The sequence below is a fragment of the Microcoleus sp. Pol12B3 genome (genome assembly GCF_036701355.1).
GTDB lineage: Bacteria > Cyanobacteriota > Cyanobacteriia > Cyanobacteriales > Microcoleaceae > Microcoleus.
The window spans coordinates 114400-132563 of sequence record NZ_JAUBQS010000002.1 but is presented as its reverse complement, the minus strand read 5'-3'; the positions used below and the strand labels follow the sequence as shown (position 1 = coordinate 132563).

Annotated in this window: 14 protein-coding genes; 7 read left to right on the top strand and 7 right to left on the bottom strand. The window is 45.2% G+C overall.

What is annotated here, in order from left to right; all coding sequences use genetic code 11:
• Positions 1-13: 13 nt before the first annotated feature.
• Both QUA53_RS01620 and cobU read right to left on the bottom strand, forming a co-directional pair.
• Positions 14-436 carry a hypothetical protein gene (locus tag QUA53_RS01620; protein WP_333094531.1) on the bottom strand — a complete coding sequence of 141 codons (423 nt, stop codon included), beginning with the start codon at positions 434-436 and terminating at the stop codon, positions 14-16.
• A 277-nt stretch (positions 437-713) separates the two neighbouring features.
• A complete protein-coding gene (gene cobU, locus QUA53_RS01615; RefSeq protein WP_333094529.1) occupies positions 714-1289 on the bottom strand; it encodes a bifunctional adenosylcobinamide kinase/adenosylcobinamide-phosphate guanylyltransferase in 576 nt (191 codons plus the stop codon).
• Between the two features lie 186 nt (positions 1290-1475).
• Between cobU and QUA53_RS01610 the strand changes: the two genes are divergently transcribed.
• Complete coding sequence (locus QUA53_RS01610) at positions 1476-2447, top strand: glycosyltransferase (protein ID WP_333094528.1); 972 nt, start codon at positions 1476-1478, stop codon at positions 2445-2447.
• A 1-nt stretch (position 2448) separates the two neighbouring features.
• On the opposite strand, the gene QUA53_RS01605 is transcribed toward QUA53_RS01610, so the two are convergent.
• The gene (locus QUA53_RS01605) at positions 2449-2661 is read right to left on the bottom strand and encodes a hypothetical protein (protein ID WP_333094623.1); all 213 of its coding nucleotides are present in this window, start codon (positions 2659-2661) and stop codon (positions 2449-2451) included.
• On the opposite strand from QUA53_RS01605, the gene QUA53_RS01600 reads away from it, so the two are divergent.
• Positions 2570-3505 (top strand): glycosyltransferase family 2 protein, encoded by a 936-nt coding sequence (locus QUA53_RS01600; protein WP_333094621.1) that lies wholly within the window; start codon positions 2570-2572, stop codon positions 3503-3505. The genes QUA53_RS01605 and QUA53_RS01600 overlap by 92 nt on opposite strands.
• Before the next feature lie 95 nt (positions 3506-3600).
• Here the strand turns inward: QUA53_RS01600 and QUA53_RS01595 are convergent, their stop codons facing one another.
• On the bottom strand, positions 3601-4398 hold the full coding sequence (locus tag QUA53_RS01595) for a cation diffusion facilitator family transporter (RefSeq protein WP_333094527.1): 798 nt from the start codon (positions 4396-4398) through the stop codon (positions 3601-3603).
• Between the two features lie 55 nt (positions 4399-4453).
• Here QUA53_RS01595 and hpsU point away from each other — a divergent pair, with 55 nt between their 5' ends.
• Positions 4454-5131: a hormogonium polysaccharide biosynthesis acetyltransferase HpsU gene (gene hpsU / locus QUA53_RS01590; RefSeq protein ID WP_333094526.1), complete on the top strand. Its 678-nt coding sequence runs from the start codon at positions 4454-4456 to the stop codon at positions 5129-5131.
• A 19-nt stretch (positions 5132-5150) separates the two neighbouring features.
• Here the strand turns inward: hpsU and QUA53_RS01585 are convergent, their stop codons facing one another.
• Positions 5151-6479 (bottom strand): response regulator, encoded by a 1329-nt coding sequence (locus QUA53_RS01585; protein ID WP_333094524.1) that lies wholly within the window; start codon positions 6477-6479, stop codon positions 5151-5153.
• 5 nt (positions 6480-6484) lie between these two features.
• Positions 6485-10972 carry a PAS domain S-box protein gene (locus tag QUA53_RS01580; RefSeq protein WP_333094522.1) on the bottom strand — a complete coding sequence of 1496 codons (4488 nt, stop codon included), beginning with the start codon at positions 10970-10972 and terminating at the stop codon, positions 6485-6487.
• Positions 10973-11961: 989 nt separating this feature from the next.
• Between QUA53_RS01580 and QUA53_RS01575 the strand changes: the two genes are divergently transcribed.
• A complete protein-coding gene (locus QUA53_RS01575; protein ID WP_333094520.1) occupies positions 11962-13473 on the top strand; it encodes a mechanosensitive ion channel domain-containing protein in 1512 nt (503 codons plus the stop codon).
• Positions 13474-13483: 10 nt separating this feature from the next.
• Complete coding sequence (locus QUA53_RS01570; protein WP_333094519.1) at positions 13484-14584, top strand: flagellar assembly protein H; 1101 nt, start codon at positions 13484-13486, stop codon at positions 14582-14584.
• An 87-nt stretch (positions 14585-14671) separates the two neighbouring features.
• Here the strand turns inward: QUA53_RS01570 and QUA53_RS01565 are convergent, their stop codons facing one another.
• A complete protein-coding gene (locus QUA53_RS01565) occupies positions 14672-15280 on the bottom strand; it encodes a TetR/AcrR family transcriptional regulator (protein ID WP_333094518.1) in 609 nt (202 codons plus the stop codon).
• Positions 15281-15394: 114 nt separating this feature from the next.
• Here QUA53_RS01565 and QUA53_RS01560 point away from each other — a divergent pair, with 114 nt between their 5' ends.
• Entirely contained in the window at positions 15395-16822 is a 1428-nt protein-coding gene (locus QUA53_RS01560) for an HlyD family efflux transporter periplasmic adaptor subunit (protein WP_333094517.1), read from the top strand.
• 64 nt (positions 16823-16886) lie between these two features.
• Positions 16887-18071, top strand: coding sequence for an ABC transporter permease DevC (gene devC / locus QUA53_RS01555; RefSeq protein WP_333094515.1), 1185 nt, complete (start codon positions 16887-16889; stop codon positions 18069-18071).
• Positions 18072-18164 lie beyond the last annotated feature (93 nt).

Here is an 18164-nt window from a genome sequence, read left to right as displayed (position 1 = left end):
CCTTCTTATATACTTACTCGCTGCTGGATGTTCTGAGTCGATCGCGAATGCCTGACAATTGCGATTGGCTGCTGACGGGCGATCGAGGTTGGGGCATTTCGGTATCGGGCCAGTTCGGTAAGTCGTGACAGGGACAGAACTCCGGGGGCATTCCGGTTTTTTTGAATACTACGGGCATAGCGCAGCGCGCGCAGGGACTGATTTCCCAAGCTGGTGTCAGCAGTTGGGCAATTGTTTCGTTTGTGCCTTCGAGGTAACAGTCTCCGCTGTCGCGGGAGATAATTTTTTGCCAGCACTCTTCAAATTCCTGGCTGTAGCGATCGCCCGCATTTACCGATTTGGGCAGCAGCGCTTCGGAACCATTGCGAATTAATACTTTTTTGCCTAACTGAAACCAGTAAGCAATATATTTTCTTACTTCACGATCTGATGCCATAACTTTTAGTCAACCCTTCAACTAATTGATTAGTTTAGACTTTTAATTTGAAATTAGCACTCTTTCTTAAGAGACATTTTATCTTTTACATAATTTCAAAATTTGGCTATTCCTCATGTTAAATTGTTGGGCTGTTCCCTCTAGGGAGTATGTTTTTTGACTAATTTATGTGAGTCTTGACTTTTCAATCTTAGTTAAAATTATACCTAATTTTCAGTTAAAATTGTCCGTCGGGAAACCGAGATGTTTTCTCTCTTGTCGATCGCGACTCCGGCTGTTAATTTTTCGCTACGGGCGGCAGCGGGGTACCCAGAGCCCTGAGATCCAAGGCGTAACCTCCGGTGGCGAGATAAACATTATTGGCGATCGCCCCGATGTGGCGCACGAGAGTGCCGAGGCGATCGCGAAACAGCCGCCCCGCCGGATAAGCAGGCACAACGCCCCATCCGGTTTCTTCCCCTACCAAAATTACATCAGCCGCCGCCGACTTCAAACTAGCTAGCAAATCTTGCTGCGTAGTAGCCCAAACAGCAGCTTCTTGTTCCAAAAGATTTGCCGTCCAAGTTCCCAGGGAATCAATCAACAAGCAATCTGAGGGCTTGCTGGCCCGCACAACGGCCGATAATTCGATCGGCACTTCTAGAGTTGCCCAATCAACTGGACGGCGATTTCGGTGCCCATCGAGGCGACGAAGCCACTCCAAATCCGTTTCATCAACGCGACTGGTAGCCACATAGATTATTTGTTTGCCCGAACCCGCCGCCAGAGTTTCGGCCCATTCACTTTTGCCACTTCGGGCAGGCCCAGTTACTAAGATTAATTGTCTAGATGTGGTTGGTTCTGAGTTAGTCATTAGTTATTAGTCAGCAGTCATTAGTCAGATACAAATGATTAAACACAATTACCACTTACCAATTACCAATTACCCATTATCATTTAAACTGCCAACTACCAAATGCTTTTTAAGCGATAATAGCATTGATGAGACAATATCAGAGTAAGTCGATCGAGAACCCCCGTATTTCCCAAGCTGTTATTTATGCCAGATCGTCCTCAGATATCAGCGATTATTTGCACCCACAATCGCGCCGCCTATTTAGGTGGGGCGATCGACAGCTTGCTGGTACAGGATTTTCCCGACAACTTTGAAGTAGTAGTAGTGGATAACGCTTCTACCGATTATGCAAGCCCCGAAAGTTCCACTTCGCGCACCCGCGAGGTGGTAGAAGCAAGACAGGGCGATCGGCGCCTCAAGTACGTCTGGGAACCCGAAATCGGTCTGTCAGTAGCCCGGAACACAGGCGCTAAGCAAGCTAGCAGCGAAATATTGGCTTATCTCGACGACGACGCTATTGCTGAGCCGAATTGGCTCAGGGTGCTGCAGGCGGCTTATCAAAGCAATCAAAAACTCGCCGTAGCTGGTGGCAAAGTCAATTTGCTCTGGCCTTCTGGAGTCAGCCCGCCCCCATGGCTGTCACCGGGATTAGCCCAGAACTTGGGAGCATACGATTTAGGCGATACTTGCCTGTACGTCACTGCTGCCGGTTTGACTCCCAGGGGAGTAAACTACTCAATCCGGCGCGCTTTTCTCGAACAAATTGGCGGCTTCGATGTCAAACTCGGTAGAGTCGGCAAAAAGTTGCTGTCAAATGAAGAGTTGCGAACCACAGAATTAGCTTTAGAGTTAGGTTGGCAAGTAGTTTATCTACCGGAGGCCCTAGTGCTTCACCATGTCGCTGCAGGAAGGCTCAACAAAGCTTGGTTTCTAGAGCGCGGGTGGTGGCAAGGCGTCAGCGAGTGTTATCGCGAACAATTGTCGGATCGAGACGGTATTGCTCAGCTTGGGCGAGGGGGTGAAAGAATCTTGAGGGGTGTCTGGAAGTCTTTTAAATATATTAGAGATCCGGCGCTGCGCTTTGAAAATTTCGTTTTTGCCTGGGGTCAAATCGGTTATTTGAGCGCAGCCATCCACGGCCTGATTTTTGCACCGAAATCGACCACTAGGTATTAGGCTATAGGCAATATCCCTCGCTGCTCAACTCGTTGGCGCGGCTGTGCCGATCGCACTTCATCCACCAAAATTCGACCGCATTCAGGTTCAAGCACTCGATTATGACATCTAGTTCATCCAAGATTCCGGTTTCCGTTCTCATTCCGGCAAAAGACGAAGAACTTAATCTACCAGCGTGTCTGGCCAGCATTGCTAGGGCGGATGAAGTTTTCATGGTTGATTCCCAAAGCAGCGATCGCACGGTAGAAATTGCCATCAGCACCGGCGCAAAAGTAGTGCAATTCTACTTCGACAACCGCTGGCCGAAAAAGAAAAATTGGTCATTGGACAATCTGCCTTTTCGCAACGAATGGGTATTAATTGTCGATTGCGACGAGCGCATTCCCCCAGAACTTTGGGACGAAATCGCGCAGGCGATCGAAGACCCCAATTTTGACGGCTACTACCTAAACCGCAAAGTATTCTTTTTAGGCCAGTGGCTGCGTTACGGCGGCCGATATCCCGACTGGAATTTGCGTTTGTTCAAGCATCAAAAAGGACGTTACGAAAACCTCGGCACTGAATCCGTACCCAATACTGGCGACAACGAAGTTCACGAACACGTCATTTTAGCCGGTCAAGTCGGCTACTTAAAAAATGACATGATCCACGAGGATTATCGCGATTTATTTCACTGGATAGAACGGCACAACCGCTATTCTAATTGGGAAGCTCGGGTTTATTACAATATTATTGAAGGGCGCGACGACAGCGGCACTATTGGTGCTCACCTATTTGGAGATGCCGTACAGCGAAAGCGATTTCTCAAAAAAGTTTGGGTGTGGCTGCCTTTTAAACCAATGCTCAGATTTATTTTATTTTACTTCATTCAGTTAGGCTTTTTGGATGGAAAAGCTGGCTATATTTATGCAAGGTTATTGAGTCAATATGAGTATCAAATTAATGCAAAACTTTACGAGTTGCGTTGTTGTGGCGGTCAGTTGAATGTGGCAGAACCAGATCCGCCTCTGTCGCCGCCAGTAGTTATAACTCAGGAGACAGAAGTGAAATTGCCTTAATATTTTGGAGGCATGGGGGAATTGGGAATTAGGAATTGGTAGTTGGGAATTGGGAATTAGGAAACCCACACCCTACCGAGCGGCTTGAGGGATTTTCATTTAATAAGTTCTTCTAGGGATGGGAACAGCAATTTTTCTGCGCTCACTTTTTCGCAATCACAAGGCTGTTGACTTGCGGATATTGCTGATACTTTGCCCAGCAGCAATTGGATGCTTTCGATTAGCAATGGTAGAGTTAATAAAATAATTGATGCTGATACTAGCAAGCTAATTAAGCCGTCAGCCCAATTCCAGTGCAGCCACGCGACGGCGATCGCAGCTAAAATTACTCCCACCGACGAAAATATGTCGGCGACTGCGTGCAGAAACGCGCTTTTGAGATTCAAGTCACCGTGACAGCAGGAATGCAAACAACAAGCATTAATCGAGTTGATGCTTAAACCAACTATGGCGGTAATTAACATCGGGAGCCCTTCTACTTCGGGAGTTGGGGACTGCAAACGGGCGATCGACTCGGAGGCTATCCACAGGGCGATCGCCACTAAACTGATACTATTAATTAAAGCAGCAATGATTTCTCCTCGTTCAGGGATTGACGATTGTGCGATCGTACAATCTACGGATTTACTTTTGCGTTTGACTGAGGAGTACCAAGTGGCTGTCAAAGTTATTGCTAAAGCTGCTACATCTGAAAAGACGTGACCCGCATCTGCTAATAGGGACAAACTATGAGAATTAAGTGCGGCGATTAACTCTGCTACAAAAAAGCTGCTAAGCAGTACCAATGCTGTTTGTAAAAGTCGCACTTTGCCAATTCTGGGATTTATATTCTCGCATTGTGCGATATCCTTGGCGTTGTCAGAGTCAAAATTTTCCCTAATTAGAAATGTCATGCAGCAGTCCTTAAGGTTAAAGTCGATTTTAAATTAAACATTAAATTAACTATCAATGACCGATTATAGACCAAATCCGAACCAATATCCGGAAAATCCGATCGCAAATTCCCCAAATCCTGAAATAAAGGATAGTTCAATTAGAGACAACCAGCCAAATAGTTTAACAGGGGAATCTTGGGTTGATTTGCGGCTGTACAACCAATCAAAGTTCGATCGGGGAAAGCCCGGTTGGCTAATTTTGCTTTGGTGGTTCGTGCAGGCGATCGCATTTCCCCTCACTCCACACCCTTTTAACGGCATCAGAAGCGGCTTGCTGCGGTTATTTGGAGCAAAAATAGGTCGGGGTGCGTTCATTCGTCCCACGGCTCGTTTTACCTATCCTTGGAAAGTTGAAATCGGCGATTACAGTTGGATCGGAGATGATGTTGTATTGTACAGTCTCGATCGAATAGCGATCGGCAAACACTGCGTCATTTCTCAAAAAAGCTACCTCTGCACCGGCACTCATGACCCTCAAGACCCAGCCTTTAGCTTAATAACAGCACCTGTAATCATTAATAACGGCGTTTGGATTGCCGCCGACTGCTTCATTGGTCCAGGTGTCGAAATCGGTGCAAATACGTTAATTGGAGCTCGCAGCAGCGTCTTTAAAAATATGCCTGCAGGCTTTATTTGTACAGGAACACCTTGTCGTCCCCGCTATCGGCGAGAAATTAACCAAAGTTCATAAGAGACATTGCACCGGGAAACTAAGCAGCTTTACAAGCTTGCTGCCGAATTGGAATTTCAATGACGAATTCTATTCCCTTTCCTAATCCAGGCTGGCAGTATAATCTGCCCCCATGCTTTTCAACGATAATTTGGTAACTGATAGATAACCCCAACCCAGTTCCTTTACCGATCGGTTTGGTAGTAAAAAAAGGGTCAAATAGTTTCGGCTTTAAAGTTTCGCAAACTCCTCGACCGTTGTCACTAATATGAATAGCCACCCAATTCTCATCAATTACTTGTGTAGAAATTTCAATTCGGTTCGGGTGTTGTTTGATTTCTGCAAAGGAACGCTGCTGATTAGATTCATCTAAAGCATCAATGGCATTGGAAATAATATTCATAAACACTTGATTTAATTGTCCGGCATGGCATTCTACTGGTGGAAGCTGACCGTACTTTTTTATTAGTTCAATCTCAGGATGCTCTGGTTTTGCTTTTAAACGATGATGCAGGATGGTGAGTGTACTATCAATTCCTTCATGAATATTTACAGCTTTCACCTCTGCCTCATCTAGGCGAGAAAAGATTCGCATAGACTTGACAATTTCCTGGATGCGCTGCGTTCCTAAGTTGATTGAGTTAAGAACTTTTATAAAATCTTCCTCCACAAATTCCAGTTCTATTTCATCCATTGCTGCTTGAATCCGAGGGGTAGGATTTACATAATCTTCTTGATAGAGGTGTATAATTTTTAGTAAGTTATGAGCATACTCTTGGGCATAACCCAAATTACCAGAAATGAAATTTATAGGGTTGTTTATTTCATGAGCAATCCCAGCGGCCATTTGCCCTAAGCCAGACATTTTTTCGCTTTGGATTAACTTAAGTTGCATTTGTTGTAAATCTTCATAGGCTTGGCTAACTTCTAAAACTTTCTGCTCCAATAAGGTATTTTTTTCTTCTAATTTTTCAGCTAGAACATGAAGCTTTAAATGCAGCTTGACCCGAGCTAATACTTCCTCCTGTTGGAAGGGTTTGGTAATATAATCTACAGCCCCAAGCTTAAACCCCTCAACTTTATTAGCCGTATCCGAGAGCGCCGTCATAAATATAACGGGAATCTGTTTAGTTTCTGGATTAGCCTGTAATCGACGACAGGTTTCAAATCCATCAATCTCCGGCATCATGACATCTAGTAAGATTAGATCTGGTAGAGCATATTTAACTCGCTCTAGTGCCATTTTTCCAGATTTCGCAACCCGAACTTCAAATCCTGCTTGGCTTAAGGCATCAGATAATACACCTAAGTTAGCTGAATTGTCATCAACTATAAGAATCGTACCGTTTGCTTGAATTTCTGAATTCATAAACCTTACTTGTAGGACTGAATAAACGTTATAATCTCTTCGTCTTGAAAGTCCTTTGCCATCTGATGCAATATTTTAGCAAAGGGAATGTATTTTGGGTCTATTGATTCAAGTAATACCGCCTGCTTAACTATCTCTAGGAAATTTCCTTTCATAGCCAGCTCGTATAGCATTTCCATTTCTGTAGCAGGCGGGGCAATTAGTTCGTTGGTGTCTGAGGCTCTCGCCAGTGGATCTTCATTAGCTTCATAAACCCATTCCAAATCAAGATACTGTTGCAATTTTTGTAGTAGTTCCGTGGCTTGAACAGGTTTGGGAATAAAAGTGTTGCCTCCTGCTTCTAAACTTCTGTATTGATCGGTTTCAAATACGCTGGCCGAAGAGACAATAATGATGATGTCTTTGAAATTTTCCGATTCTCGAACCCGCTTAATTAGCTCGAAGCCATCTAGTTCGGGCATTAATAAATCGGTAACGATTAAATCTGGCTGCACCTCTAGAATTTTTTCCCAGCCTTCCTGCCCATCGTTCGCTTCAGACACCTCAAAGCCGATCGGACTGAGCAAATTGCTAATTACCGAACGGTTAGCCCATTTGTCATCAATAACCACAATCTTAGGTTGGCGGTCTTTGATGCCGATAATCTGCCCGCGATGGTCAATTTGAGATGTTTTTACCCATTCATCGGCTTGAGATAGATTGACATCAAACCAAAAAATACTGCCAACATTCATCTCACTTTTAACCTGAATGGTACTGCCCATTAGTTCTACAATCCTTTTGCTAATTGCCAGTCCCAATCCCGTACCTTCCGTCTGCCGCCTGCGATCTCCTACCTGCTCGAAGGGCTGAAAGATAGCTTGGAGTTGATCTTGTGCAATGCCGGTACCTGTATCGCGTATTTCAAAGCGAATTTTTTCTTCTGTGGCAAAACTGACTATAAAAGTAACAGTGCCCTTATCCGTAAATTTAATAGCGTTGCTTAAAAGATTAATTAACACTTGTCGCAAGCGTTTTTCATCCGCACGAATACCGATCGGGAGTTCGGGGCTTGATGGAAAATGAAACTGAATTCCCTTTAGTTCAGCTCGGATACGGCACATTTCTGCGACACCTTGCAGGAACGCCGGGAAATGAAAATCCGTGGGCATGAGTTCCACTTTCTGTGCTTCAATCTTCGACAAATCGAGAATATCATTGATTAAGGTCAGTAAATGGGAACCGCACTGATAAATGACATCAATGCGCGATCGCTCTTCTTCATTCAAGACTTTGGAACGCTGAAGAATCTGCGCGTAGCCCATAATGCCATTCAGCGGAGTCCGCAATTCATGGCTCATGTTGGCAAGAAATTCACTTTTAGCCCGACTAGCTGCTTCTGCGGCTTCCTTGGCTTTTGCCATTACGAATTCTGCTTGTTTGCGATCGTGGATATCGATACAAGTGCCAACCCACTCCCGGAGGCTGCCATCTTCTTCCAGAAGTGGCACCCCTCTAGCTTGGAAATAACGATAGTTTCCATCCGTTCCGCGCATTCGATATTCCATCTCAAACAGGCTTCTCGTTTGCACTGCTTCCATCCACACCTGAACTGTTCGTTCGCGATCGTCCGGGTGGATTGTATCTAACCAGCCAAAACCAACCGCCTCAGCTTCCCTTTGTCCGGTGTAAGCTCTCATACTCGGTGAATCCTGGCATCTTCCTTCAGCATCCGTTGTCCAGACAATTTGGGAAATGGCAAGGATTAGCGATCGATAGCGTTCTTCGCTTTGTTTGATAGCATCTTCGGCTTGTTTGCGATCGTGGATATCATTGCAAGTACCAACCCACTCGCGGATGTTGCCATTTTCATCCACAATTGGTACTCCCCTACCTTGAAAATAACGATAGTTTCCATCCGTTCCCCGGATTCGATATTCTATATCAAACAGGCTTTTCGTTTGCACTGCTTCCATCCAAGCCTGACTCGTTCGTTCCCGATCGTCCGGATAAATTGGATCTAACCAGCCTAAACCAAGCACTTCAGCTTCAGTTTGCCCGGTGTAAGCTCTCCAACTCTGTAGATCAGTGCCTATTCCTTCAGCATCCGTTGCCCAGACGATTTGGGATGTGGCAACCATTAGCGAACGATAGCGTTCTTCGCTTTGTTTTAGAGCATCTTCGGCTTGTTTGCGATCGCTAATATCTCGTGTGGTGGCGATGATGCCGAGGATATTGCCCTTAGCATCCCGCCAAGGAGCCTTGGTAGTGAAAAAGGTCGCGGTGGTTTCACCCTGAGAGACATCTTCCTCGTAACTCTCAGTGATTCCTGCTTCCATGAGTTGGCGATCTTTCGCCATAATTGCACGGGCACTGTCAGGCGGCAGTAATTCCAAATCATCTTTGCCGATGATTTCCTCAATTGGCTTGCCTATGAAGTTTGCCAAATTCGAGTTAAGGGCAACATGACGCCCTTCCCGATCTTTAACGACAATGAAGTCTGGTGTACTTTCCAAAATTGAGTTTAGCAGTGCATTACGATCGCGCATCTGGGCTTCAGCTTGTTTGCGATCGTTAATGTTTCGCGCTATGGCGATAATACCGAGAATATTGCCTTGACCGTCCCGCCAAGCGGCTTTTGTGGTTAAAAAATAATTGCTGGTCTCACCATTTGAAATTTCTTCTTCGTAGGTTTCAGTAGTACCTGTTTCTATAATCTCCCGGTCTTTTGCCATTATTGGAACGGCAGCAGCAGGGGGCATCAGTTCCGAATCATCTTTACCCACAATCTCCTCTATGGGTTTACCGTCAAATAATAAGTTTGCCACAAAGGAATTAAGGGCAACATATCGGCCTTCCCGGTCTTTAACCACAATGATGTCTGGCGTACTTTCCAAAATAGAGCTCAGCAAGAGGTTGCGATCGCGCAGCACAGCTTGCTGTTCGCGGAGAGCTTCTTCAGCTTGTTTGCGATCGGTAATATCTGTATTAGCTCCAACCCATTCCCGAATTGAACCATCCGCGTTCAGAATTGGTACACCGCGACAACTCATGTAGCGATATTCCCCGTCATAGCGACGCATACGAAATTCAACTTCATAGAGGGAGCCATTGGCACAGGCAGCCGACCAGACGCTAGCAACATGAGCGCGATCGTCTGAGTGGAACGTGTCTAGCCAGCCCCATCCCTTGTAATCATCAAATGTCTGTCCTGTAAATGCAGTCCAAGCGAGTTGTTCGCTAACGAGTTCGCCTTCAGCATTGGTATTCCAAATAATTTGAGCGCTAGCTTCCATCCAAGAACGAAATCGTTCTTCACTTTGTTTGAGGAGATCTTCTGCGGTTTTGCGATCGCGAATATCCCGCGTAATAGTCGCAATCCCTACCGGTTCATTAGTCTCTGGATGTTTAATCAAAAATAGGGTGTAATCTACCAGGATGGGTTGACCTGTCTGGAAATGTCTGAAGCGGAAATCACTCCGCCAACTTCCCTCTTGCATTACAGCAGGCAGAATAGAGTGCTGTACCAAGTCCAAATCTTCTGCCATGAAGAAGTCGGTAATGTGTTTGGTTTTGGCTTCCTCCAAACTACTGAGTCCCACCAAATCCAGACCAGCTTGATTCACTACCATCGGGCGACCATCCATTGAGGCCACGCCAATAAAGTCACGGCTATTCTCGATCGTTGTAGCGAGCAATTGCCTTTCTTCCTCTGCTTTTTTGCGATCGCGAATATCCCGCGCAATAGTGGAAATAAACTCTACTTCGCCCGCTTCTGTTTTGTGGACGATCAAAACCTGGGAGACTGGAATTTCTTCCCCATCGCGTGACAAAAATAGGATTTCACCCGCACACCTCCCCTCTCGCAAGGCGCTGGGAATTATTTCGTTGTGGAACTTTGCTTTTGCCGAGGGAGCTAATACAGAATCTATAGTAAACGGCGATCGTGCTTCCTCTGGGGATATCCCCAGCATTTCCTGTCCGGCTTTGTTGAGATAGACGCTGTGCCCAGCCGCATCAGAAACTCCTACTAAGTCGGAAGTTGCTTCCAAAATTGCCGTCAGTCGTGCCTGCTTTTGTTCTGCCCGCTTGCGATCGGTAATTTCAATTACAATCCCACCAAGACCAAAAACCAAGCCATTTTCATCCAACAAAGGATAGTAAGATGCTTGCCAGTAGCGCACGATGCCCGGTTCTTTCGGTGTTTCACCCACTAATTCATAGTCAAGAATTGGCTTGCCCGTATCCAGAATGTCTTGCAGCATTGGTTCCACAGTCGGAGCCAATTCTGGCAGCACCTCACGCACTGACCTACCAATATGGTCTGCCACACAAACGCCATTCATCTGGGCCAAAACTTCGTTAATTTGGACATACCGGAGTTGGCGGTCAAAAATCAGCAGTCCGGCGTTGGCACCTGCAAAAAAAGCGTCGAAGTGAGCCTGTCGCAATCTCTGTGCTGTTGTGCTCTCTTGCTGTTGCGGTTGGGTTTTCTCTGGTGGGAATTTGCTCATCTTGGCTCGTGCATTTCAGCTATTATTCTAAAACTTCTTTCCAATGGCGCGATCGCAAGGTTTTCCTTGTTTCCTATTTGGTTACTGAAGAAAACCTTCAGTAGGGCGACCATTCGGTTTTCAATCGGCGATATATGTATACCTTGCGACAATATTTCAGTTAATTCTTCGGATGTATCGCCAAGCAGTTCTATTGCTCATCAATTCTATTCCTAATCAATCCTATTGGTAGAACGTTGGTGACAACCTAAGCTAGGGAAGCGTTTGTCAATCAGCAATTATGCTCAGTATTTACTCAGGTTTTGGGTGGAGAATTTAGATTTGGGCGATCGAGCGATCATGTATCGCGCGATATTTATTTCCACCCAACCCCAGACCACCAATTATCCACTCCTGAACAAGCAAGTATTTTCAGTAATTTTACTGATTGACAAATGTGATTAAGTTATAGTTTTTCCTCCAGGTAGGTAGAGTGCCAAGTATTCTTGGAACGTTATCAATTTTAGCTAGATTCAGTTAAATTTTCACTTAGATATACACAAAACGCACGCAACTAGCAGATTAATAGCAATATGTCTCCCACCAGTTAAAGTCATTGTAATACTTGCATATTTGACTTGTCCACTTAAAGAGTCATTCAATAATCCCTGCTTAAGTTGATAACGGGACTTCAAAAAAAAATTAGTGGAGGGTATGATAAACTCGAATCGAGTTAATGTTGACTAAAGTTAGTAGAGCGATCGCTTTAATAATAGATGAGTTTGCTCTTGGATCGCGAAAAAGTGGCGCACTAACCGCAGGCCTGCGAAGACCAGGTAGCCAAAAAATTGGCAATAGGGATAACTGCGTAGTATGAGGAAGCATATCTCTCTGTAACGACTTCACTTTTTTTGCCACTAAAAATAGGTTAAAATTTATGATTACGAGTTCAGTATTTTATTTTTACATTTGGTACTGAGGACTTTATTTTTTACTACTCCCCTTGAAAAATGACAACACAAACAACCTTAAAGCCTGAATTTAAATTAAATACAATACCAGAAGAAGTATTCACACATATCTCGCAAATATTTACCGCTACCCTATTTAAAATAGGTGAAAATCCTGTATCTTTGCAGTCACTGGTGGAACTGATTGTATTGTTTATGGCTATCCTTGTGATAGCACGCTCTTTTACCAACTTTCTTAAGGAAAGCTTGCTTGTCAGACTGGGAATTGACGAGGGAAATCGGGAAGCTATCGCAGTAATTATTGGCTACTTAATAGTAGCTTTGGGGGTGATAGTCGCCATCCAAAGCATTGGCTTCAACCTCGCTTCTTTTGCAGTAGTTGCGGGGGGGCTGGGAGTCGGAATTGGCTTTGGCATCCAAGATTTAACAACTAATTTTGTCAGCGGCTTAACGCTGCTTTTAGACAGACCCGTGAAAGTCGGAGACTTTGTAGAATTAGAAGGATTAATGGGAATAGTCAAAAAAATCTCGATTCGATCGACAATCATCCAAACCATTGAGGACTCCAGCGTCATAGTTCCCAACAGCAAAATGATTAGCAACAAAATTGTTAATTGGAGTTACGAAAACTCGCTACTGTGTCTGCGAGTTCCCGTAGAAGTAGCGGAGAATAGTAACCCGCTGTTAGTTACAGAAACTCTGTTAAATATTGCTTACGCGGAAGCGGGAGTTTTATACGAACCGAATCCAAAAGTATTGTTTGTCGAATTTGGTGATGATAGTTTTAAATTTGAACTTTTAGTTTGGACGGACAGACCGACTGAAAGAGAAGTAATTAAAAGTTCTTTGAATTTTGCAATTGAATACAATTTCCGCCAGCAAAAAATCGAATTTCCATTCAATGACAGAGAAATTTATTTACAAAACCCCGAAGTTTTGTTGTCAATATTTAACAAAAAAGAAATTGCTATTGATCTCTCGAATAGTTACTCGGAAAATGAGCAAAAACGGCAATTTTTTGGCGAGGGAGTGAAAAAGCCATCTTCCCTTAGTTGTTTGCTGCGAGAGGTGGAATACTTTGAAAACCTGACCGATCTTGAATTGCGGCAATTGATTGAAGTTGGGTACCGCAAACGGCTGCGACCGCAAGAATTTTTATTTCACGAAAACGACCCTGGAGATGCTTTTTACATGATTCTTTCAGGTTCAGTCGAAGTTTTTGTGGAAGCTATTGACAAACATCTGAATAACCTCGGCACTGGTCAGTTTTTTGGGGAACTTTCTTTGATGTTGGGAATCCCCAGAACTGCTTCGGTGAGAGCTTTAGAAGAAACAATTTTGTTTGCCATCAATAAAGAAGGTTTCCAGAAAGTTTTAACGGAACGACCTGATTTATCGGAACAGATTATTAAAGAAATAGTCAAGCACAAAGAAGAACTAAGCGAGAGACAGCAATTATTGCGAGAAATGGAATTAGTAGATGCAGCAGAAGAGGAGGAAAATCCTGTAGAATGGGTGAGAAAACGGTTAAAAAATCTATTTAGTGTTTGAAATAATTTCTATGACGCGATTTATTCACGATCTTTTTGCCAAAGAATACCTGGAGGAATTGCTGTCGCCGCTCGGAACGGTTAATATCGGCCGCGATGTGACTTCCGAAGTCCGAGAAATAGATGTTTATTTTACTCCCCGAACCGCAATTCCCGCATACTCAGAAACCCTGGGATTGTTGGGAAAAATGGCAAACACAACTGCAATTTTTGAACCGTTTCGCAATCCTGCCAACGTCAGCGAAATTTGTAGCTGTCTGGGGAAGTTATTGGACGTGCGAGGTGAATTGGAACGGAAATTTAGGAGAGAAAATACTCGCTATGAGGACGCTCAGTTACCCAAACTGTGGATTTTGATGCCCATAGCATCGAAAGCATTGGTAGATAGCTTTAATGCGATACCAGACACAGAGAATTGGATGCAGGGAATCTATTTTTTGGGTGAATCTTTGCGAACTGCAATTGTGGCGATCCGCCAGTTGCCAGAAACTCCAGAAACTCTGTGGTTGAGGATTTTAGGCAAAGGGGGAGTGCAGCAAAGGGCTATTTCCCAATTGAGCGCTTTAGCAACAGACGATCCGTTGCGGATTATCGCGCTAGAATTGCTGTATCGGTTACAGTCAAATTTAGTAACCGATGCGCCACAAGAATTAGAGCCAGAAGAGCGGGAGTTAATTATGGCCATTGCACCACTTTTTCAACAACAAATACAAGCAGCACAGCAACAAGCTAGAGAAGAAGGACTAGAACGAGGCAGACAAGAACAACAGCGCTTAATTTTAGAAAACTTTCTGCGAGTTAGATTCGGAGAATTAAGCCCCAAAATGACTGTTTTTCTATCTCCAATATCCAAGTTGGCGGCGGCAGAATTTACAGTGCTGTTGCTGGCAATCTCGATGTTAACCGTTGATGAAGCTGGACGGGAAGCAGCGGTAAAATTGTTAGCTGAAAGTGTCTTGCAAATGCGATCGCCTGAATTGGGCGATCTTCTGCCTACAGCCGTTACTAATTTATTGGCTTTGCCGGTGACAGAATTGGCATTGTTTGTAGAACAACTACCGCAGTTATCGGCTGAGGAATTGAGGGACAGGTTAGGAAAAACACCTGACTAAAACCTGCGATCGCAGCCATAAAGCGATCTTGCTCTTTATGGCTGCGATAATTCTCACATAAAATTCCTCGATTCTGTCGATCGCACTTTAGGAATTGGACTGCGGCGACAAAATCAAGTGCAGCAGACCGTCGATCAGTCGATCGCGCTCCATTGGCAGAATCTCTTTGCCGTGCATCATATGCTGCGTTAACTGGAAATATACCAAAGATCCAATAAAAATCCGCGCTGTTGCCTCGGGATCGGGCAATTTTAACTCTGGATGCGATGCCAAATATTCCGCTAGCCGATCGATACCCGGTTTAGCTAAGTTTCTCACAAATGTCTGCGCTAACTGGGGAAAACGCCCCGACTCCGCAATCACTAACCTCACAAAATTGAGAAATTCAGGTTCCTGGGTCACCTGATCCAATACATTTGTGGCAACGAATCGCAGCGCTACAGCCGGTTCTTCATCCAGAACTGTAAAATGGACTTTTTTTCGCGCCAGCCGCTGTACCAAGGCCGCGAATAATCCTTCTTTATCTGCAAAATAGCTGTAAACCGTGGCTTTGGAAACTCCTCCCGTCTTCGCTACCTTGTCCATACTCGTGCCCGCGTAGCCGTGGGCTAAAAATTCTTGCATCGCACCTTGCAGGATTTGCTCGGTTTTGTCACCTCCTGCTGCGTCTGGTTCGATCGGTTTTGTCCTTGCCATACCTTGCTTCTGTAATTTTTATTTGGGCTCTTGACATCATTATACTGAACGGTTTAGTATTAAAACACATCAGAACTAAACCGTTTAGTTTTATTTATCAAAAAGAGGTATGTCATGGTACACCAACCAACAGCAGACGGCTTATCCTCAACTCCATCCCTAGTTAAACAACTCCTAGTTGTGGCAGCACTAGCAACCCTGGCGGCAGGGGGAACCACAGGCTACACGATCTGGCGATCGCGCATACCCGATCCCAACGCAGTAGCTGCAGCAGCATCCGTGGCGGCATCCCAATTAACGACAGTTACAGCCTTGGGGCGACTCGAACCCAGGGGAGAAGTAATTAAAGTCTCCGCCTCCGGTGCCACGGAAGGAAACCGGATCGATCGACTGTTGGTAAAAGAGGGAGACAGGGTGAAAACAGGTCAGACGATCGCAATTTTGGACAGCCGCGATCGCCAGCAAGCCGCCCTCGACCAAGCTCAAGAACAGGTGCGCGTCGCTGAGGCAAACCTAGCAAAAGTGAAAGCAGGAGCCAAAAACGGCGAAATCCAAGCCCAGAAAGCGACTATTAGCCGTTTATCCGCCGATCGCAGCAACGAGATCGCAGCGCAACAGGCGATCGTTGCCCGTCTAGAAATCGATCGCAGCACCGAAATTGCAGCGCAACAAGCCACAATTGCCCGCATCAGGGCCGAACAACAAGGTGAAATTCAAACCCAACAAGCCGCAATTGCCCGTCTACAAGCCGAACTCCGCAACGCCATAAGCGAAGATCGGCGCTACTCCCAACTGTATGAACAGGGAGCAATTTCCGCCTCAACTAGCGACAGCAAAAGCCTCGCAGCCGAAACAGCCCAACAGCAACTCAACGAAGGAAAGGCAAAACTGAATCAAATTCAGGAATCCCGCCAACAGCAGATTAACGAAGCCCAAGCCAAACTCAACCAAATTCAGGAATCCCGCCAACAGCAAATTAACGAAGCCCAAGCCAAACTCAGCCAAATTCAGCAATCCCGACAGCAGCAGATTAATGAAGCTGCTGCAAATCTCGATCGCATCGCCGAAGTGCGTCCGGTTGACATAGCAGCAGCCGCCGCCGAAGTCAGTTCCGCCACTTCAGCAGCCAAACAAGCCAAAGCCAATCTGGATCTAGCTTACATCCGTGCTCCCAGAGACGCCCAAGTCCTGAAAATTCACACGCATCCGGGGGAAAGGGTGGGAAACGACGGCATTGTCGAACTCGGACAAACTCGCGAGATGCTGGCTGTTGCGGAAATCTACGAAAGCGATGTGGACAAAGTACGCCTCGGACAAACCGCCAAAATTACTAGCGATGCTTTGATCGGCGAATTGCGGGGAACTGTCGAACATATTGGTTTGCAAGTGCAGCGGCAAAACATTGTTAACACCGATCCTTCTGCGAATATTGATGGTCGAATTGTGGAAGTAAAAGTGCGCTTAGATGAAGCTTCCAGCCAGAAAGTAGCGGGATTAACCAATTTGCAAGTCAAAGTGGCGATCGGGGAAATTAAAGATTAAGAAGACTTAAACCCCAGGGTCGCTTTCTTCAATCCAAAATCCAAAATCTAAAATCTAAAATCCTATGATTGGACTCATAAAACCCTTACAACAGTTAAGACGCAGAACTTCCCTCGGATGGCTGCAACTGAGTCACGACAAAGGCCGAATGGCCGTTGCAGTCGCAGGAATTGCCTTTGCTGACGTTTTGATGTTCATGCAGTTAGGCTTCCAAAATGCGCTTTACACCAGCAATACGCGCCTGCACCAAACCTTGCAAACAGACTTAGTTTTGATTCACCCACAAGCGCGAAACTTGATTAATTTGTCTTCCTTCCCCAGGCGCAGATTGTATCAAGCAATGAACGTACCGGGCGTGAAATCAGCCGAGCCGCTTTACGTGAAAATTGCTAACTGGAAAAATCCCGAAACTCGACGCGAAACGTCGCTGATGGTGGTCGGTTTCAATCCGAATCACCCTGCGTTTGCGCTTCCAGAAGTTAACCAAAATTTGAGCGCGATTAAATTGCCGGATACTGTGCTGTTCGATCGAGCTTCTAGGGGAGATTACCAAGGAACGATCGCGCAAATCGATCGAGGAAAAGTCGTTAAAGCTGAGGTAGAGCGGCGCACGATTAACGTCAGCGGTTTATTCACAGTTGGAGCATCTTTTGCCGCCGACGGTATTTTGATGACTAGCGATCAAAATTACCTGCGCCTGTTTCCCAGACAAAACGCCGCCAGTGTTAATGCCGGATTAATTCAACTGCAACCGGGTGCTGACCCCGTGGAAGTTCAACAAGTTTTAAAAGCATATTTACCGCCGGATGTCAAGGTATTAACCAAACAAGAATTTATCGATTTTGAGAAAAACTATTGGGCTAAGAATACTGCGATCGGCTTTGTATTTAACTTAGGCGTCGCGATGGGTTTTGTCGTTGGTGTAATTATTGTTTATCAAGTTCTCTCAACCGATGTCAGCGACCACATGGGAGAATACGCTACTTTCAAAGCAATGGGCTACCGCAATGTTTATTTACTCGGTATCGTTTTTGAAGAAGCTCTAATTCTTTCCGTCCTCGGTTTTTTGCCAGGAGTAGGAGTCTCTTTCGGACTCTACTCTTTAACTCGCAAAGCTACAAATTTACCCCTGTACATGACGCTGATTCGAGCAGTTGCAGTGTTAATTTTGAACGTGATTATGTGCACTATTTCAGGAGCAATTGCCACTCGTAAACTGCAAGCAGCCGATCCAGCAGATATGTTTTAAGGGAAAATGAATCAGAGAGTATGAAAGACTAAAGCCCTGACTAAAAACATATTTTTGCAATCTTTCTCTTCTTTTTCCTCTGCCTTTTTGGCG